The organism is Nocardia cerradoensis NBRC 101014 (genome assembly GCF_000308535.1).
Taxonomy (GTDB): Bacteria; Actinomycetota; Actinomycetes; order Mycobacteriales; family Mycobacteriaceae; genus Nocardia; species Nocardia cerradoensis.
Window position 1 is genome coordinate 1 of sequence record NZ_BAFW01000133.1, and the last position, 19,309, is coordinate 19,309.

Sequence of the window (19,309 nt, forward strand, 5' to 3'; positions counted from 1 at the left end):
GGGAAGCTGTTGCGCAGATACTCCTGCGCGGTGCGCAGGACCATGTCGTTGGCCGGCGACGCGGACAGGTGGGTCGCTGCCCATTCCTTGTCGATACGCGGCAGCGGGTACAGGTTGTCGGAGGCGAACCAATAGGTGCGCAGCCGGAACCACTTGTCGTAGAAGGGCAGATGGGCCATCGCCCACTTCTCGCCGGCCGGGACGTCGCCGCCGACCGTCTTCTCCGGGACCAACCAGTGCGGACTGCGCACGACCACGTCGAGGGTGTCGACCTCGTCGACAATGCTCGCTACGACCTGCACCGAGGTGCAGCCGGTACCGAGAACGACCACGCGCTTGCCGCGCAGATCGATCTCGGTATCCCATTCGGCGGTGTGTACGAGCGTCCCGGTGAAGGTGTCCATACCCGGCACATCCGGAATGTTGGGGGCGTTGAGCATGCCGAGAGCGGTGATCACCGCGCGGGCGCGGTGGTGGGTCAGCTCACCGTCGCGGTCCTCGGTGACGACCTCCCAGCGGTTCTCCTGCTCCAGCCAGGTGGCCGATCGGACGCGGGTGCCGAATCGGATGTGCTCGCGCAGCCGGTATTTCTCGACCACACCGAGCAGATATTCCTGATATTCCGGTCCGGTCGGGTAATACCGCGACCAGTTCGGGTTCAGCTCGAACGAGTAGGAGTAGTAGTGACTCGGGGTGTCCACAGCCGCGCCGGGATAGGTGTTGCGCTGCCAGGTACCGCCGATATCGTCGCGTTCCTCGAAGATGGTGAACGGAAAACCCGCCTCCGCCAACTTGATTCCGGCGTTGATGCCGACGATTCCGGCGCCGATCACGACGACGTCGAAGTCCGCGGGCGGGGTGACCGTCACCGGGACGTGGCGCCGGTCCTTGGTGAATCCGGCCTGTTCCAGAAGAATCGGCACGAATTCGGCGTCCACCCGCTGCGCGGTGCAGACCGTCGCCATGCGCTGGAACAGCTCGTCGTCCGGAACATCCAGGACTGCAACCGAATCCGGCGTCAAGACCTCGCGCGCGCGGGCACGGATGTCCGCGGCGACGTCGTCGGGGTAGGTGCCCGGCGGGACCGTCGGACGCGTGCCGGTGCGGTAGTGATTGCCCGGCTCCTCGATCGTCAGGCGCGGACCGAATTCGTCGAGCAGCCCCAGGTCACCGGTTACGTGCACCATCGACATGAGCAGTGGCGCCACCTCGCACTCATCGATCGCCCGGTGGAATGCAGCCTCTCGGTCGGCGGCGGCGGTAGCCTCGGCGGAGGCTGCGACGCCGGTGACGATGGTGTCTGTCATGAGTTACCTTCCGGGAGTGGCACGCCCATCCGGGCGAGCATGTCTCGTGGATTCGCGGGCGGGCGCAGATTCAGCAGTTGTTCACCACGCCTGGTCGCCGAGGCCGTGCACATCTCGTCGTCGGAGAAGACCCAGAACTGCCCGCGGGCGATCTGCTCGATCATGTGCTCGGCGGCGGCGAGCGGGTCGAGTCCCTTTTCGACGTTGTCGCGCTGCATCGCGGCGAACACGGCATTGGCGGTGGGGTCGGAGGTGGGTGCCTCGCGCTGGGCCGCGAGGAAGATCTCGCTGCGGATCGAGTGCGGCACCACGGCACTCACCTGGATAGGTGCGCCGATGATCGACAGATCCTGATGCAGGCATTCCGTCATCGCCTGCACCGCGAACTTGCTCACGATGTAGGGCGACTGCACGGCGACGGTGTTGAGGCCGCCCACCGAGGACAGGTTCGCGATGCACGACGGCGATCCCACTCGGATCATATGCGGCACAAAGGATTTCAAGCAGTAGAAGACGCCGTCGACGTTGATCTGCATCACTCGCCGCCACCGGGCCGGGTCGATCTCCCACAGCAGTCCCGAGGACTCCACCCCGGCATTGTTGATCAGCAGTTCGACGCTGCGGTGCCGGTCGAAGATCGCGGCCGCCATGGCGTCGACCGCGGCCTCGTCGGCCACGTCGACCCCGTACCCTTCGGCATTGCCGCCCCCGGCGACGATCGCGGCCGCGACCTCCGCGGCACGGCCGGCGTCGATATCGGCGACGACCACGGTCATACCGAGGCCACCCAAATGCTGGGCCAGGCCACGGCCGATACCGGCCGCCGCGCCGGTCACCACCGCGGTGCCCCGCGAGAATCGTTCCCGGGCGGTCGTGGTCATCACACGCCCTCCGGCAGAATATTGGGGTTCGCCCACGAAGGTGGTTCTCGGCGCGGCAATTCGGTGCTGCCGTCCAGCGACATCACCGGAGTGTGCGTCGCATAGGGGTAATGAAGGCTGAAGGCGACCAGGCCGGTGCGCTCGGCCGCCGGCGCGGTGCACATCTCGAGCACCGTTTGCGCCAGGTACTCCACCGGCTCGGTTTCGTAGCCCTCGGGCAGCAGTGCCGACGCACCGGGAGTCATGATCGCCGTCGACGGGCCGACCGCGTTGACCGCGATCCCGTCGTCGAGCAACTCCGCCGCCAGGCCTTGGGTGAAGCGGTGCAGTGCGGCCTTGACCGAGGCGTAGACGACATCGCCGGAGGTCTTGTTGTACTCCCGGAACGGCCGGATCGGATTCAGTCCGGTCGAGGAACCGATGTTGACGATCCAGCCGGCCCCCTGCTTGCGCAGATGGGGAATCGCCGCGCGGCTGAGTACGAACGGCACTTCGAGATAGTGCTGCACAGTCCGGTGGAACGTCGCGTCGCTCATCTGCTCGATCGAGCTGTAATCGGCGAAACCCGCATTGTTGACCAGGATGTCGATGCCGCCGAGTTCCGTGACGACCTTGTCGATCAGTCCGCCGCGTTGTCCGGCGTCCTCCAGGTCGGCCGGGATCGCCACCGCGCGGCCGCCCGCGGCCTCGATCAACTGCACGGTTTCGTCCAGCGAACCGGCCAGCAGATGGGTTGCGCCCTCACGCACCGAGGGGCTCGGCGCATGCGAGCGCGCGGTGACCACCACCGTCGCGCCCTCCGCCGCCAGACGCTGCGCGATCGCCCGTCCGATTCCGCGGCTACTGCCGGTGACCAGGGCCTTCTTGCCACTGAGTCGCTGTGTCATGCTTACCTTCCGCATTCGCTGTGTCCGGGTTCACACCCGCGATCCATCGTGGGCCGACGGACCGTCACGCTCGGCCGCTGCTTCCGCTCAATGGGACAGTGAATCCGGGACGCTCACCGAGGCGAGAAGCTCACGCATCATGTGCCAAAGTTGCCGGCGCGCAGGCTCGGTCAGTGACAGGCTCGGGAAGGTCAGAAATCCGTGGAACAGCCCGTCGAAGCGGTGGGAGGTCACCGCGACGCCGGCGTCGGCGAGGCGGCGGGCGTAATCCTCACCGGCCGAGCACGGCGGGTCCAATTCGGCGGTGGCCACCACTGCCGGCGGCAATCCGGCCAGGGACTCGGCCCGGCTGGGTACCAGGTACGGACTGTCGGTGCCGTGCGGCGCGTACTGCTGCCAGTACCAGCGCATGGCCGTGGTGGTGTTGTAGTACCCCTCGCCGTAGCGCTGGTAGGACTCGGTGCCGAAATCGTCGTCGATCACCGGATAGAGCAGGACCTGCCCCGCGATAGGCGGACCGCCGCGATCGCGAGCCGCCAGGCTCACCGTCGCCGCGAGATTGCCGCCGGCGCTGTCGCCGGCGACGACGAGACGGCGTGCGTCAGCGCCGAATTCGCCGGCATGGGCCGCGGTCCACTGCACTGCCGCGTACATGTCCTCCATCGCCGCGGGGCCGGGATGCTCGGGGGCACGCCGGTAGTCCACCGACACCACGGCGACCCCGACCGCTTGCGCCATCGATCGGCAGAACTCGTCGTGACTGTCGAGATCGCAGAAGACGAATCCACCGCCGTGAGCGAACACGACCACCGGAATGCGTTCCAGCACATTGGTTTCCGGCACGTACAGACGCAGTGCGAGGTCTCCGCCCGGCCCCTCGATCACCCGATCCTCGGCCACGCGCATGGCGGGCAGATGTGTCAGGGGAGCCCGCCGCGACACGATGATCTCGCGCAATTCGGCGGGGTCATGCCGGGTGACGTCCGGAAACGATTCCAGTGCCGAGAGCATGGCCTCGACATCCGGATGCAGGTCGGACCGTCGTTGTCCGCCCATAGGGACCACGTCCTTACTTCGTTCGATGGGTACGCGACGGCACGCTCACACCGTTCGCGGGGTTGCGGTCGGTATCAGGAGGCGACGGGGGCAGGGCCGCCGTTCAGTTCGAAGCCCTTGTAGCCGGCCGCGGCGACCTCCGCGCAGATCTCGTTGTATTTGCCGAAACCACCGATGTAGGGCATGAACACCCTGGGCTTGCCGGGGATATTGGCGCCCATGTACCAGGAGTTGGCGGTCGGGAACAACGTGCGCGCGGCGACCTCGTTGCATTCGGTCACCCATTCGCCGACCGATTCCTCGTCGGCCTCGATCGTGGTGAAACCGTGCTCGTCGAGGTAGTCCAGGCAGTCGCTGATCCAATCGACGTGCTGTTCTGCCATCAGCACCATATTGGCCAGCACGCTGGGACTGCCGGGCCCGGCGAGAATGAACATGTTCGGGAATCCGGCCACTGCCAGCCCGAGGTAGGTACGCGGCCCCGCGGCCCACTCCTCGCGCAACTCCCGGCCGCCGCGGCCGCGAATGTCGATGCGCGCCAGCGAACCGGTCATCGCGTCGAACCCGGTGGCGAAGATCAGCACGTCGAGGTCGTAGGACGCCTCGGTCGTGCGGACACCGGTCTCGGTGATCTCGGCAATCGGGGTGTTGCGCAAATTCACCAGAGTGACGTTGTCGCGGTTGTAGGTGTGAAAATAGCCGTCGTCGGTGACGATCCGCTTGGTGCCGATCGGATGATCGTTCGGGATCAGCTGATCGGCGACCTGCGGATCGCGCACCATCTCGCGGATCTTCGCCTCGACGTACTCGCGTGCGGTGTCGTTGGCGGCCAGGCTCGTCGTCTGGTCCGGGAAGGCCTTGGCGAACAGATAACCGCCGCGCTGCCACCATTCGTCGTAGATCCTGGTCCGCTCCGCAGCGTCGACCTCGAGCGCCCCCTTCGGGTGCGGGCTGTTGGGGGTGCCGCCACCGCTGCTGCGCGACAGTCGCCGCCGTTCGGCGTAGTTGGCCTTCACCTCGGCCACGAAGTCCGGGTCCAGTGGCCGATTGCCCGCCGGAATCGAATAGTTCGGGGTGCGCTGGAAGACATACAGGTGTTCGGCCTGCTCGGCGAGCACCGGGATGGCCTGAATGCCCGAGGAGCCGGTGCCGATCACGCCGATCCGCTTACCCGTGAAATCGACCGGATCATGCGGCCATTCGCCGGTGTGGTAGCTCTCCCCGGCGAAGGTGTCGCGGCCCGGGATGTCGGGCTTGTTCGTCGCCGACAACACGCCGGTCGCCAGAATGCAGAAGCGCGCGGTCACGGTGCGGCCGGTGTCGGTGGAGATGGTCCAGCGCTGGGTCTGCTCGTCGTAGACGGTCGCGGTCACCCGAGTGAGGAAGTCGTAGGCCGAGCGCAGATCGTGCCGGTCGGCGACGTGCTCGAGATAGCGCAGGATCTCCGCCTGCGTGGCGAACCGTTCCGACCAGGTCCACTCCTGCTGCAGTTCCTCGTCGAAAGAGTATGAGTAGTCGATACTTTCGACGTCACAGCGTGCACCTGGGTACCGGTTGTGGTACCACGTTCCGCCCACGCCCTCGGCGGACTCGAAGCCGTGCACGCGCATGCCGCGCCCGCGCAGTTTGTACACCGCGTAGAGCCCGGAGATCCCCGCCCCCACGACCACGGCGTCGAAATCGCTGTCCTGATTTGTCACTGGATTCACTTCCCTCGAAGAGGTGATCGATTGAGCCACACCGTAAGTGGCGAACTTCCCCCCGATACGACGCGTTCCCACCCAGCGGGCCGGCCGGGCCCGCAACACCGCTGAGTGGGATCGACGTGCGCGACATCGACCGGTGTACGCCGGTCGATGCCCGTCACACAGCGGCGGACGCCTGCTGCGCTTCGGCCTGCTGAGCCTCCTTCAGCTGCCGGGCCCACATCCATTCGTGGCCCCAGTAGCTGTCGGCGGTGATCTCCTCGGCGGTGTAGTAGGACTCGTCGACCAGTACGCCGCCGGTGCCGTACTCGATATCCCAACCGCCGGGCACCCGCACGTAGAACGACACCATCTTGTCGTTGGTGTGCCGGCCCAGCGTGGAGGACACCGGGAAGTCGCGGGCCATCACCTGGTCGTAGGCGCGCCCTACCGCATCCAGTTCGTCCACTTCGACCATCACGTGGATCAGACCGGGGTCTCGGCCCTCCAGGCTCGGCATGATAGCCAGGCTGTGATGGCGCTGGTTCACACCGAGGAACCGGATCCGCTGGGGCGGCGCATCCGGCGGCGATGGCATCCGGAAGGCGCCCCGCGGCAGGAAACCCAGCGTTTCGGTGTAGAAGGTGTAGGACTCTTCGAAGTGGGTGGTCGGCATAACGACATGCCCGAGGCCCTGTGCCCCGGTGACGAAGCGCTGGCCGTACTTCGTCAGCACCGGACTGTGTTCGAGCACCGGCCCGTGGAAGAACTCGAGCGGCGTGCCGCCGGGGTCCTTCATGCAGAAGCCCGCCTCGACCTTGCGCCGATCGGCCAGCTCCTGCGACATGGGCGTGCACTCGAATCCGGCCGCTTCCACCGTCGCGGCCAATCGCCGCAGCGCGGCGCCGTCGCGGACCTCCCAGCCGACCGCACTCACGCGGTCGACCTCGGCTCGCTCCACGGTGATGCGCGCGGGCCGCTCGTCCATCCGGAAGTGCAGCGCATCGGCCTCGACTCCGAAGCCGGGAGCGAATCCCAAGACGTCGAAACCCAATTCGCGCCAGCGCTCGATATCGGTGGCCAGCACCCGGACGTATCCGAGTCCCTTGATTTCGGTCATCTGTGCAGGTGTTCCTTTCCGGAAACGAATCAGATCATCACGCGCAGCGGGCCCTGGGGCACCTCGACACCCAGCGAGGCCATCGCCGCCGCGTGATAGGTGGTGCTGCTGACGTGGATCGCGTGATGCAGGCCGGCATGTGCGTCACGCCAGAACCGCTGCAAGGGCTTATCCATCCGAAGGGCGTTGCCGCCGGCCCGATCGAAGATCTCGTCGGCAGCACGGACCGCACGCCAGGCAGCACGCACCTGGTCGCGCCGCACCCCCGCCCGGGTCTCGAAGTCGATCTCCTCGCCCCGGTCCACCATGTCGTAGATGCGGTCGACGTTGGCCAGCAACTGCTGGCGGGCGGCGTCGATCTCCGACGCGGACTCCGCGAGTGCGTGCAGCACATACGGATCGTCCTTGACGAGCGTGCCCGCCGCGCCGACCCGGTCGCGCTGATAGTCGATCCCGGCGGCCAGGAGTCCTTCGCAGATACCGATCGTCGCCGACGTGATGCCCAGGGGGAACATGGTGGACCACGGCATCTTGTACAGCGTCTCGGTGACCCCGTACTCCTTGGCGGCGGTGCCGTCCATGACCTTCGCCGAGTTCATCACCCGGTAGTCCGGAATGAACGCGTCCTTGACGATGATGTCCTTGCTGCCGGTGCCACGAAGTCCGACGACGTCCCAGGAGTCCGGAACGATCTCGTAGTCCGACCGGGGCAAGATCACGTGCAGGCCCTGTGGCGGCATCGAGGGCTTGCCGTCGTCGCCTCCGACCAACGCGCCGAGGAAGATCCAGTCGCAGTGATCGGTGCCGGAGGAGAACTGCCACCGGCCGTTGAGGACATAGCCGCCGTCGCGAGGCACCGCCACGCCGCCGGGCATATACGGCGACGCCTGCCACGTGTCACTGTCGGCGCCCAGGACCTCCTCTTGCACCTTCGGATCGGCGAAGGCCAACTGCCACGGATGAACTCCGACGATGCCGCCGACCCAGCCCGCAGAACCGTAGATACTGGCTGTCTTCATCACAGTTTCGGCGAACACCCGCGGATGTGCCTCGAAACCGTTGTACTTCTTGCGCTGCAACAGCCGGATCAGCCCGGCATCCTTGAGGCCCTTGGCCATATCGTCGGGCAGCTGGCCGAGCGACTCCCCTTCTTCGGCGCCAGCGCGGATTTCGTCGGCGATCGCGATGATGTTGTCGAGCACTGCGTAGGACATCTGAGGTACTCCTGGTCGAAGCTGGAAGGGCTGGATCGGGGTCAGGAACCGGTAACCGCTTCCGAGCGGCCGGACGACAACTTGTGGGCGATGGCACTGCGTCCGGCGGCGAGGTTGGCGTCCACCTCGGCCTGCCAGTTCTGCAGTGCGCGTTCGGTATCGATCTCGAATTCGAATCGGTTGACCATTTCCGGCTTGATGTCCTCGACGTCGACGTAGAACTGTTCGTACCAGCGCCGCAGCTGATAGACGGGCCCGTCCTCCTCACACAGCAGTGGATTGTCGATGCGCGCCTTGTTCTTCCAGATCTCGACGTCCTGCTCGAAGCCGATCGCCACGCCCTTGGCGACCGCGGCCGCGATCTGGTCGGCGGCCTCGTCGTCGATTCCGACCGGCTTGCGCACCATCACCCCGTACTGCAATCGGAACGAGGTCGGGGTGACGGGGTAGTGGCAGTTGATGAGGTAGATATTCGGATCGCTGTCCGGATCCACACCTCCGCTCCACAATTTGTCCACCATGTAGGACGGTCCGTAATACGTTGCGTCCGACTGGCTTTCGAGACTGTAGTTGGTACTCTGACTGACTCCGACGGCATCGGCGCGGGGCCGTGAACGCATCAGCTGGTTCGCGGTGTGTCCCTCGAACACGTTGCGGAAATACGTCGGCATGCCGTAGTGGACGTAGAAGAAATGAGCCATGTCGACGACGTTGTCGACGATCTCGCGACAGTGCGAGCCTTCTACGTCCACGTGGTTCCAGACCCAGTCCGTCCAGCCCGGATCGCCATAGGTCGGCACCTCCGGCACCTCGAGCTCGGCGGGCGGTGTGCGGCCCTGCGGGTCGTTCCAGACGAACAGCTGGCCGCTGATCTCCCTGGTCGGCCACGCCTTGGTCCGCGCCAGCGGCGGAACCCGCCGCGCATAGGGAATGCCCGCGCACTTGCCGTCGCCGCGCCAGCGCCAGTCGTGGAACGGACAGGCGATGTCATTCCCCTTCACCGTGCCCTGGGCCAGATTTCCACCCATGTGCGGGCAGAAGGCGTTGAGCACGTTGAGTTTTCCATCTTCACCGCGGAAGACGACCAGTTCGGTGCCGAAGGCCGAGATCTGGTGCGGCTGCCCGTCGTCGAAGTGGCGGACCAGACCCAGACAGTGCCAGCCGCGAGCGAATCGCTGCGGCGGAACACCGCTGTCGATGACGCGGATCTTGTCTTTGGCGTCGGTCGCGGAATTCACGATACCTCCTGGTCAGACGGTTGCGATCAGGCAACCTTTCGCGGTGGGATCAGCGTCGCAGGCGGCGGCGATGGTGTGACGTGGGTCTCCTGCTGAATGGGACGGTTTTTGCCTCGATCCGTCGAAGACGCGGAGCCGGCCCGCCTCCGGTCAGTATTCGATCGAAATTTCGTCGCTCACCGGTTCGGCCTGACACGCCAGGATGTAGCCGTCGGCGAGGTCGTCGTCGGTCAAAATCTCGTTGTGCGCCAGGTTCACCCGCCCTTCGGTCAGTGAACAGACGCAGGCGCTGCACGCCCCCTCGCGGCACGAATACGGCGCCTCGATCCCGGCCGCGAGCAAGGCGTCGAGGAGTGTGCGCCCGGCCCTCCAAGGCACCTGATGGTCGGCACCGTCGATCGACACACGCACCTCACAGACGACCTCACCGGAACCGGCCGACTCGTCCTGAACATCGGCCGCGAAGGGGTCGCGCTGCAGGGACAGGAAGCGCTCGGAGTGCACGCGCGCGGCAGGGAATCCCGCTTCCGCGCATACGTCGGCGGTGAGGTCCATCAGCGGTGTCGGGCCGCAGATGTAGACCGCCCGGTCGCGCAGCGGGCGCAGCAGTATCGACAACGCCCGGCGACTCGGGTAGCCCTGCACCGACTCCAATATGTGGATCACCGAAAACCGTTCGGGGAAACGGCTTTCCAGCTCGCGCAGTTCCGCCGCGAAGATGACCGAATCCTGGTCGCGATTGGCGTAGACGAGGACCACGTCACCCGCACCCCCCACCAGGATCGATTTCGCGATCGCGATGACCGGCGTGATCCCGCTGCCGCCTGCCACCAGGACCACGGACTCGTCGAGGGAGGCCGGTACGAAAGTGCCGGCCGGCGGCAGCACCTCCAGTTCGTCACCGATACGCACCGTGTCACAGAGCCAATTCGACCCGTGGCCGCCCATGACCCGTTTGACAGTGAACTTCATCGCCGAGTCGGTATGCGGCGAACTCGACAGGGAATAGCACCGCGCCGAGCCGGTACCGATATCCGGAACCCGGACGGTGAGAAATTGCCCCGGGCGATAGTTCGTTGTCATCGTGCCGGCCAGCGGTTCGACGACGAACGAACGCGCGTCGGCGGTCTCTTCGACGATCTCGGCGATCCGGACCCGGGCGATGCGAGTTTCCGCCGTAGCTTCCGCCGCATCGGCGCGGGACGCCGGATCGGTACTCGTCTGCGTGGACATTCGCACTCCTGGTTGTGGTCAGCACTACGCGCCCGGATCCGAGACCCGGGCCACGGAAGGCTATGCCGCGAAAAACGTCCGAAAGGCGCGATTTCTCGCTCATTGGGAAGCTCGTTCGATGTCGATCCCCCATCCGTGCGATTGTCGGGCGCACTCGTCGCGAGCGGTTCGACGTGCACATGCACGTGGTAGTACCGTGGCGAGCATCACAGCAACGTGGCTGGTGGGAGGTCTGGTGAGAACAACAAGCACTGCCGGGGTCCCGGTGTCAGTGGTCGAGCGGGTATCGCTGGTGCTGGAAACTTTCAATGGAGTAGGGCCGCTGACCCTGTCCCAGGTGACCTCCCGCACCGGTCTGCCCCGATCATCGGTGCACCGGCTACTCGAACAGCTCGCGAGCGCGGGTTGGCTCGCGCGCTCACCCGACCAAACCTACGAACTCGGCGTCAAAGCCTACGAAATGGGACAGGCGGCCCTGAATCAGAATCGTCTGCTGCAAGGGGCACGCCCGGTGATGCAGGCGTTCGCTCAGCAGACCGGGTTCACCATTCAGCTGGGCGTGGTCGACCATGGTGACACCGTCTACCTCGCCAAAGTCAACGGACGCGCGTCCGGGCCCACCCCGACCGCCGTGGGACAGCGGGTGCCCGCCCATCTGACCGCGGTGGGCAAGGCACAGATCGCATTCGGCGAGACGACGAACAATCCTCACATCGTGCACACCCTGCAGCACACGGCTACCGGTGAACTCGTGCGGCGTACCGCGCAGAGCATCACCTCCGACGCCCGGCTGGAGGAGGAACTTGCCGCCATCCGGGAGCGCGGTGCCGCGTTCGATCGTGGAGAAGCTTTCGCGGGGCTCGGCTGTGTGGGGGTATCCATCGGCCCGGCCGACCATATCTACGGCAACCTCGCCGGGATCTCCGTCTGTGCGTCGGTGACCGCGCTCGACTACCGCAAGCTGGTCGGTCCGGTCCGCGTAGCAGCGCGCGAGATTTGGGACCGCTGCGTCGCCGCCGACCTGGCGTCGCACTGAGGCACGATCACCGAAACGGCAGCAGACAATCTAATTTGACGCGAAGCAGAGCGCCGATCTCGGCGACAGCCAGCATCGCACGGGCCGAGTTCTCCGGCCGCATCAAGAACCCGTGGAACACTCCCGGATACCGCGTGACCGTGGTCTGAACACGAGCATCACGTAACCGGGACGCATAGCGCTCACTCCAGTCCCGGATCGGGTCACACTCGGCGGCGACGACGATCGCCTGCGGAAGGCCCGTCAAATCTGTTGCATAGGAAGGGATTCGGTACTGATCGAGCGGACCCGAACTGCCACTGTCGGCCAGCTCGTGCAGATAATCGATGTCGTCGCGCAACAACATCGGCGCGTCCGGCATCGACACGATCGACGCGGCGCCCATGTCTCGATCCAGCCCCGGATACAACAGAACTTGCGCCAGTAACGCCGGGCCGCCGCGGTCGCGAGCCAGCAACGCGACTCCGGCCGCAAGCCCCCCGCCCGCGCTGTCGCCCAGCACCGCCAGCCGACGCGCGTCGACACCCAAGGCGTCGGCGTTGGCGGCCACCCAGGAAGTGGCGGCGTAGGCCTCCTCGAGCTGTACCGGCGCGGGCCACTCAGGGGCCAGGCGGTAGTCGACACCCACCACTGTCGCGCCGCTCGCAGCGGCCAACTGCCGTGCGAGCGGTTCGAAGGAGGCGTTGGATCCCATCACCAATCCACCCCCGTGCAGATGTACGACCACCGGCGCGGGCCGTCCCGTTTCCGGCCGGTACACCCGCAGTGGAATGTCTCCGTACGGGCCGGCGATGACGATGTCCTCGATGTTCGCCATCACCGGCAAGTCGTCCGGCGGCGGCATGGCCTCGAGGTCGGCGCGGACGGCCTCGAACCCGCGGTCGCGCATGGAAACTGGCGGCCCGAGCCGCGCGATGCGCGCGGCGACGTCGGGATCCAACGGAGGAACGGGCACGGCGACTCCTCGAAGTCTCGCCACTGGTCAGGAAGCGGTCGACTCCGCGCGGTCGAGCCGGTCGGCCATATCGGCCACGGCACGATAGGCCATGACCATGCCGGAGCCCAGCGGCACGCCCGGCCCCGGATAGACCGGCCCGGCCACCGAGGCAGCGGAGTTTCCCGCGGCATACAGGCCCGGGACGACCGTCCCGTCCGGGCGCTCGACAGCACCTTCCGTGGTGATGACCGCTCCGCCCTTGGTGCCGAGATCGCCCAGCACCAGGCGGACCGCGTGCAGCTGGGATCCGTCGACGGGGCGCAGGCACGGTTCCGGTGTTGTCGCGCCGACGAAGAACCGGCCGAACGGATCCTCGCCGCGGCTGAAATCTTCGTCCCGGCCACGTTCGGCGAATTCGTTGAACCGGCGCACCGTGGACGCCAATGCCGTGGAATCGACGCCGATGGCGGCGGCGAGCTCGGCGATGTCGCCGGCCGTGTGCCACAGTCCCGCGGCCGTCAGCTCCTCTCGGCCGGGGGCCGGCACACAGATGGCGGGCAGGTCATCGCCGAAGCTGTTGTCGAATACGAACCAGAACGCGTCGCCGTGCCCGAGTTGCATCCGCTCGCGCATCGCCCGGCCCATCCGGTCGTAGGGAAGCATCTCGTTCGCGAAGCGCCGGCCGGTGCTGTCGACGATGATTCCGGCCCGCACCCCGAGCGTGAATGCGGCATGCCCGTTGGGGAACAACGTGGCCGGGCACCACCATGATTGGTCCAGCAGATCTGTTGCGGCACCAGCGGATTCGGCGAGCGTGAGCGCGTCTCCGGAACCGGTGTCGGGGTGTGAGGAACTCCAGTCGGCAGTCGGCATGTCCTGCCACTTCGCCCGCAAATGCGGTGCACGCTCGAAACCGCCGGCCGCCAACAGCACCCCGGCCCGCGCCTGAATACGACTCCGGTCGCCATCCGGGCCGGTCACGACGACGCCGGTGACCCGACCGTCCTCATCCTGGACCAGAGCGGTGACAGGGGTCGACAACCGCAGCTCGGCGCGTCCGGAGGCGTCCAGGGCGAGAATCATTCGGGCGATCCAGGCCTGGCCGCCGTCGAGCATCGACCGATCGATGTCGATCCCGAACTGGTCGGCAGGCACCATCGGCCGGATGTCGTCGAGCCGGTCGCCGACCTCCTCCGCCGAGATCGGATGCGCGAAAATGCTGCGCCCGTTGGCACTTCGCCCCGGTGCGTCGAAGTAGTCGGGGAATGGGCGATGCTCGAGCGGGATCCCGACGGTGTTCTCCAGAAAATCGGCGACGACCGGGCCGGTCTCCAGATACGCGCGCTGCACCTCCGAGCGGGTGCGGTCACCGACCAGTGCCGAGAAGTACGTCAGGCCCTTCTCGACGGAATCGTCCACCCCCTGCCGTTCCAACACGTGGTTGCCCGGAAGCCACACGCTCCCACCGGAATACGCGGAGGTGCCTCCGAAGCGGTCGGTCTTCTCGATCACACACACCGACAGCCCCCGGTGCGTCGCGGCCAAGGCACCCGCCAGCGCGGCGCCACCCGATCCCACAACCACAACGTCATAGGTACTGCCCCAGCTCATCGTCACCTGCACTCCATCTCTCCGGTCCGGGCGTGACCGGCGCCACGCTAGACGGCGTGCGGAACCGTCACGCCCGGCCTTCCCGCTCAGCGGTCGGATGTTTTCCCGGTGGGGCTGACGACCTCGACGAGGTAGCCGTCGGGGTCGCGGACCTTGCCGATCGTGCGGCCGCCGAATCGAGCCAGAGTTGTCGCCGGCATCTCCTCGGCGCCGCCGTGGGCGCACGCCGCCATCAGCAACCCCGCGACGTCCTCGGTGTTCACCACCAGCTTCGTGAACATCGTGCCGTGGTCGGGTGCCGCGGGATTACCGTGCGGGGCAATGAGTTCGACCCCTGCTGTTCCGGCCCGCAGAATCACCGCGTCGAAGGTGTCGGTGGAAAACGACGTCTCTTCGACGAACCCACACGCGGTGTAGAACTGCGTGGACCGAGCGAGGTCGGTCACGCGGATCGCGGTGAGCGAGAGAGTCACAGGAGCCGTGGGCGTGCCGGTCATCGAGTCTGTGACCCGCCGTTGAAGTCCAGGGTCTGTCCGGTCATGCCCCCGGCCTCGTTCGACGCGAGGTACGCACAGAACGCGCCGACCTCGATGGGGTCGCCGAGGCGTCCGATCGGAATGCCGGCGATCAGTCGCTCCAGGTACTCGGGCGCCATTTTCTCGACGAGGTTGGCCTGCAGGCCGAGCGCGACGATATTGGCCGTGACGCCGTACTGGCCGGTCTCGGCAGCGAGATGACGGATAAATCCTTCGATACCGCTTTTGCCGGTCGCGTACATGGAGACGTTGATGTTCTGGCCGGTACGCGCACTGCCCGACGAAATCTGCACGATGCGGCCCCAGCCCGCATCACACATCCCGTCGATCACCGCTTTGATGCAGTTCATCGCGCCGTAGATGTTGAGCTCGATCGATGGCGGCCACTGGTCCGGGGTCAACTCCCGAAACGGCTTGGCGACCCGTTTCTCGGCGATCCCGGCATTGTTGACCAGGATGTTCACGTGCCCGCCCAGCTCGGCCTCGGCCGAGCGCACGGCGTCGACCGTCGCCTGATAGTCGGTGACATCGAATGCCCTGGCGATCGCCTTGTTGCCCTCCTCGGCGATAGCCGCGGCCACCCGCTCCGCGCGCTCGGCGTGCAGATCATTCACCACGACCGTCGCCCCCTGACGCGCCAGCACCGTCGCGATTCCCTCCCCGACGCTTTGTCCCGCCCCGCTCACCAGGGCGATTCGCCCATCCAACTCGAACACGAGTTCACCTTTCGTCGATTCCGCCATCACATCGCAGGGATGGCGACCTGCCCTTTGCACACTCGCCGAGCGGGGTGCAGATTGTCAATCATTATTGGATCTTATTTTGGATCCAATCTGCTACCGTGTGCCGCATGACGTCCGACATTCCCGTCAACGCCCCGTCCGAACCGCCGGTCCGCACCGAGTTCACCGACGGGGTCGCCACTCTGACCCTGAACAATCCGCGGCGCAAGAATGCGATCAGCCTGGAGATGGCCGCGCTCATCGACGACTTCTGCGCGCGCGTGGAGGATGACACCGATATCGGTGCGGTCGTGGTGCGTGCGGCCGGTGCGTATTTCTGTAGTGGTGCCGATACGCGTGATCTGGCGGCGTCGTCGGCCGATCCGGCCTCGCCGGAGGCGGTGCGCCGCACCTCGGCGGTCTACGGTTCCTTCGTCCGGGTGGGATCACTGCCGGTTCCCACCATCTCGCGGGTGGTCGGCGGCGCCGTCGGCGCGGGGTTGAATCTCGCACTGGCCACCGATCTCATGGCCGTCACCCCGCAGGCCCGGCTCGACAGCGGTTTCCTGGCCCGCGGGCTCCACCCGGGCGGTGGTCATCTGGCGTTGCTGGGCCGCGCGGTCGGATGGTCGGGCACCATCGCGCTGGCGGCGTGCGGGCACTCGCTCACCGGGACCGAAGCGGTGCAGCGCGGGCTCGCGCACCTGGTGGCGGAGGAAGCCGATCTCGACGCTCGGATCGCGGAGCTCACCGGCCCGCCAGCCGCGGACCCTGAGCTGACTCGGCGCATCATGGCCAGTGCACGCCTGGAACTCGGGCCGCCCGCGGTGAGCTGGGCCTCGGCGCTGGAAATCGAACGGGGCGTGCAGATGTGGTCGATGTCGCGCAAGGGCGAAGGAGCATGGTCGTCGCGGGGACCGGGACGATGACCGCCGCTACCGGCAGCCGGTCCCAGGTCCGTCCCGCCGATGCGGCGCAGCTGCGCGCCGAAGTGCGCGCGTTCCTGCGCGAACAACTCGGCAGCGGCGTGTTCACTCCGGCGCCCGACAACTGGATGAGCGGATTCGATCCCGCGTTCAGCGCCGAACTCGGCCGCCGTGGCTGGCTCGGTATGACCATGCCCGAACGCTATGGGGGACACGGCCGTTCACTGCTCGAACGCTTCGTCGTCACCGAGGAACTGCTGGCGCACGGGGCACCCGTCGCCGCCCACTGGATCGCCGATCGGCAGATGGCGCCGGGCATCCTCGCCAACGGCACCGAGGAGCAGAAGCAGCGCTATCTGCCCGGAATCGCTGCCGGTGAGCTGTTCTTCGCGATCGGTATGAGCGAACCGGACGCCGGTTCGGATCTGGCCGCCGTGCGCACGAAGGCGGTGGAGCGTCCCGACGGCTCGTGGACGATTTCGGGCACAAAAGTATGGACCACCGGTGCACACGTGGCCCATGCCATGGTCCTGCTGGCCCGCACCGACGGTGGTCCGGGTGACCGCCACAGCGGACTGTCCCAATTCCTGGTGGACCTGTCCACGCCCGGCATCGAGGTGCGGCCACTACAGAGCATCGACGGCGGCCGGCACTTCAACGAGGTGGTCTTTCACGACGTGCACGTCGGCGCGGACACGTTGCTGGGGCAACGCGGCGCGGGATGGGCGCAGGTGATGAGCGAGTTGGCCTACGAGCGCTCGGGGCCCGAGCGCTATCTGTCGACCATGCCGCTGCTGCGCGCATGGGCCGAGGAACTGCGCCGCTCGGGAGCCACGCCGCGGCAACGGACCACCCTCGGTGCGCTCACCGCTCAGGCCTGGGCCCTGCGGCGGATGTCGCTGGCCGTCACCACCGAACTCGCGGCCGGGCGCAAACCCGATGTGCTCGCCGCGATCGTCAAGGATCTCGGCTCGAGTTTCGAAGGCGATGTGGTGGAGGCCATTCGCGCCTGCACGGATATCGAACCCCGCCGCAGCGGCGGCGACGGTTTCGCCCGGTTGCTCGCGACCGGTGTGCTGCATACCCCGGCATTCACGCTGCGCGGCGGCACGAACGAGATCTTGCGCGGAATCGTCGCGCGCGGAATGGGATTGCGATGACCTATCCGAATACCGAACTGATCGCGGCGGTCACGGACATGATCGACCGCATCGGCATCGATACGACCACGCCCGCTGCCGCACCCGACCGTGCTGTCTGGGACGCACTGGCCGAAGCGGGCTTCACCGAGATCGGCATCCCCGAGACCAAGGGCGGAAGCGGCGGCACATCCGCCGATGCCTTGTCGGTGGCGCACGCCGCAGCCGAGCGCGGCGCGATCACCCTCCTGATCGAGCACACCCTGCTGGCGAGCCCGCTGCTCGCGCACTGCACCGGCACCGCGGCAGCCGAGCCCAGCACCGTGGTGATCGCCGACGACCGTTGCAGCACACGCGAAGTGGACGGCACCACCGTCCTCGACGGCATCGTCACAGATGTCGTGCACGGTCGTGACGCAGCCCGTTTGGTCGTCCTGCTCGAACCACCGACCCCGGCCGCGCTCCCGTCGATCGCGATCGTCGCCACCGGCGCCCCGGGCGTGGAGGTGCGGCCCGGCACCGATCTGCTCGGCGCCGCACTCGACGACTACCACTTCGACGCGACACCCGTCGATCTCATTGCCGAATCACCCACCGGTGCAAACGAACTCGAGCAGCGCGGCGCCCTGTCCTACACGGTCGCCCTGGCCGCAGTAGCCGGCTCGGTGCGCGACGCAACCCTGCGCTACGCCGGTGAGCGCACCCAGTTCGGGCGTCCACTCGCGAAATTCCAAGCCATTCAGCAACGCCTCGCCGGGCTCGCCGCCCGCGCCACGCTGATGCAGACGGCAGCCATCGCCGCGACCGAGGCCTGCGAGGCCGGCCCGCACCTGCGCCGCGCTGCGATCGCCGCCGCGAAAGCGGTGGCCTCGGCATCAGCTCGCGAAGTCGCGGCCGCCGGGCACCAGATCCACGGCGCGATCGGATTCACCAGCGAACACAGCCTGGGACGGTTCACCACGGCGCTGTGGGCCTGGCGGGACCGTTACGGGTCCGAAGAGTACTGGTCCGACGTCCTCGCCGGGCAGATCCTCGACGAGGGCACGGACCTGTGGGACGTCGTCGTCGGCGCCGAGCCGGACGGCGAACCCCCTGTCGCAGAAGGGAATTCCCGATGAGCATCACCCCACCCGCACCGGCGGAGGCCGACGACGAGTTGCGCATCGACGGCCGGGCAGCATGGCGTGCCGCCGACACCGCCACCGGCAACGGAGTGCTGACCGGGCTGCGCGTGCTGGACCTGAGCCGGGTACTGGCCGGCCCGTATACGGCGCAGATGCTGGCCGACCAGGGCGCCGAGGTGATCAAGGTGGAGGCGCCGGCCGGTGACGAAACCCGAGGCTGGGGACCACCATTCGTTGATTCCGGCACGAGCGCCTACTACGGCAGCCTCAACCACAGCAAGGACAACATCTGCCTGGATCTGCGCACCACCGAAGGTCGTGAGATCCTCGGTCACCTCCTCGCCGGCGCCGACGTGGTGATCGAGAACTTCAAGGCCGGCACGATGGCACGCTGGGGATTCGATTTCGACACCGTGCTCAGCCGGCGGTATCCACGGCTGGTCTACTGCCGGATTACCGGATTCGGTGTCGACGGCCCGATGGGCGGACTTCCCGGCTACGACGCGGTGCTGCAATCCTTCGGCGGGCTGATGAGTATCAACGGCTATCCCGACGGCAACCCCCTGCGTGTCGGCGTGCCGATCGTCGATATCGTCACCGCCAACCTGGCCGTCAACGGCATCTTGCTGGCGCTACTCGAGCGCGACCGCAGCGGGC

General features: G+C 66.9%; 18 protein-coding genes. 5 read left to right on the forward strand and 13 right to left on the reverse strand.

The annotated features are described in order from the left end of the window. The 9 genes from ON23_RS13980 to ON23_RS14020 all read right to left on the reverse strand — a co-directional run. Positions 1-1,307 (reverse strand): flavin-containing monooxygenase (locus ON23_RS13980; protein WP_039778647.1); only part of this gene is annotated, 1,307 nt, incomplete at its 3' end. Then, the gene (locus ON23_RS13985) at positions 1,304-2,188 is read right to left on the reverse strand and encodes an SDR family NAD(P)-dependent oxidoreductase (protein ID WP_039778649.1); all 885 of its coding nucleotides are present in this window, start codon (positions 2,186-2,188) and stop codon (positions 1,304-1,306) included. The genes ON23_RS13985 and ON23_RS13980, both read right to left, overlap by 4 nt. Next, on the reverse strand, positions 2,188-3,075 hold the full coding sequence (locus tag ON23_RS13990) for an SDR family NAD(P)-dependent oxidoreductase (RefSeq protein WP_039778650.1): 888 nt from the start codon (positions 3,073-3,075) through the stop codon (positions 2,188-2,190). The genes ON23_RS13985 and ON23_RS13990 overlap by 1 nt, the downstream gene beginning before the upstream one ends. A gap of 87 nt (positions 3,076-3,162) precedes the next feature. Further along, the gene (locus ON23_RS13995) at positions 3,163-4,131 is read right to left on the reverse strand and encodes an alpha/beta hydrolase (RefSeq protein WP_039778651.1); all 969 of its coding nucleotides are present in this window, start codon (positions 4,129-4,131) and stop codon (positions 3,163-3,165) included. Between the two features lie 74 nt (positions 4,132-4,205). After that, positions 4,206-5,831 (reverse strand): flavin-containing monooxygenase, encoded by a 1,626-nt coding sequence (locus ON23_RS14000; RefSeq protein ID WP_039778652.1) that lies wholly within the window; start codon positions 5,829-5,831, stop codon positions 4,206-4,208. A 163-nt stretch (positions 5,832-5,994) separates the two neighbouring features. Further along, a complete protein-coding gene (locus tag ON23_RS14005; protein ID WP_039778654.1) occupies positions 5,995-6,936 on the reverse strand; it encodes a VOC family protein in 942 nt (313 codons plus the stop codon). A 29-nt stretch (positions 6,937-6,965) separates the two neighbouring features. Further along, on the reverse strand, positions 6,966-8,150 hold the full coding sequence (locus ON23_RS14010; protein WP_039778655.1) for an acyl-CoA dehydrogenase family protein: 1,185 nt from the start codon (positions 8,148-8,150) through the stop codon (positions 6,966-6,968). Positions 8,151-8,191: 41 nt separating this feature from the next. Further along, positions 8,192-9,388: a 3-ketosteroid-9-alpha-monooxygenase, oxygenase component gene (locus tag ON23_RS14015; RefSeq protein ID WP_039778658.1), complete on the reverse strand. Its 1,197-nt coding sequence runs from the start codon at positions 9,386-9,388 to the stop codon at positions 8,192-8,194. A 150-nt stretch (positions 9,389-9,538) separates the two neighbouring features. Next, on the reverse strand, positions 9,539-10,621 hold the full coding sequence (locus ON23_RS14020) for a ferredoxin--NADP reductase (protein ID WP_051042683.1): 1,083 nt from the start codon (positions 10,619-10,621) through the stop codon (positions 9,539-9,541). Between the two features lie 235 nt (positions 10,622-10,856). Between ON23_RS14020 and ON23_RS14025 the strand changes: the two genes are divergently transcribed. Next, on the forward strand, positions 10,857-11,657 hold the full coding sequence (locus ON23_RS14025) for an IclR family transcriptional regulator (RefSeq protein WP_039778667.1): 801 nt from the start codon (positions 10,857-10,859) through the stop codon (positions 11,655-11,657). A gap of 7 nt (positions 11,658-11,664) precedes the next feature. Here the strand turns inward: ON23_RS14025 and ON23_RS14030 are convergent, their stop codons facing one another. From ON23_RS14030 to ON23_RS14045, 4 genes are all read right to left on the reverse strand, one after another. Then, positions 11,665-12,612 carry an alpha/beta hydrolase gene (locus ON23_RS14030; RefSeq protein ID WP_039778660.1) on the reverse strand — a complete coding sequence of 316 codons (948 nt, stop codon included), beginning with the start codon at positions 12,610-12,612 and terminating at the stop codon, positions 11,665-11,667. A 27-nt stretch (positions 12,613-12,639) separates the two neighbouring features. After that, on the reverse strand, positions 12,640-14,205 hold the full coding sequence (locus tag ON23_RS14035) for an FAD-dependent oxidoreductase (protein WP_039778668.1): 1,566 nt from the start codon (positions 14,203-14,205) through the stop codon (positions 12,640-12,642). An 86-nt stretch (positions 14,206-14,291) separates the two neighbouring features. Beyond that, the gene (locus ON23_RS14040; protein WP_039778661.1) at positions 14,292-14,702 is read right to left on the reverse strand and encodes a VOC family protein; all 411 of its coding nucleotides are present in this window, start codon (positions 14,700-14,702) and stop codon (positions 14,292-14,294) included. Continuing rightward, positions 14,699-15,457, reverse strand: coding sequence for an SDR family NAD(P)-dependent oxidoreductase (locus ON23_RS14045; RefSeq protein WP_036502123.1), 759 nt, complete (start codon positions 15,455-15,457; stop codon positions 14,699-14,701). Before ON23_RS14045 ends, ON23_RS14040 begins: the two co-directional genes overlap by 4 nt. A gap of 134 nt (positions 15,458-15,591) precedes the next feature. On the opposite strand from ON23_RS14045, the gene ON23_RS14050 reads away from it, so the two are divergent. From ON23_RS14050 to ON23_RS14065, 4 genes are all read left to right on the forward strand, one after another. After that, positions 15,592-16,392 carry an enoyl-CoA hydratase-related protein gene (locus ON23_RS14050; RefSeq protein ID WP_039778662.1) on the forward strand — a complete coding sequence of 267 codons (801 nt, stop codon included), beginning with the start codon at positions 15,592-15,594 and terminating at the stop codon, positions 16,390-16,392. Further along, on the forward strand, positions 16,389-17,549 hold the full coding sequence (locus tag ON23_RS14055) for an acyl-CoA dehydrogenase family protein (protein ID WP_039778669.1): 1,161 nt from the start codon (positions 16,389-16,391) through the stop codon (positions 17,547-17,549). Before ON23_RS14050 ends, ON23_RS14055 begins: the two co-directional genes overlap by 4 nt. Next, entirely contained in the window at positions 17,546-18,646 is a 1,101-nt protein-coding gene (locus tag ON23_RS14060) for an acyl-CoA dehydrogenase family protein (protein WP_039778663.1), read from the forward strand. Before ON23_RS14055 ends, ON23_RS14060 begins: the two co-directional genes overlap by 4 nt. Continuing rightward, on the forward strand, positions 18,643-19,309 hold a 667-nt coding region (locus tag ON23_RS14065), incomplete at its 3' end, for a CaiB/BaiF CoA transferase family protein (protein ID WP_039778664.1). The genes ON23_RS14060 and ON23_RS14065, both read left to right, overlap by 4 nt.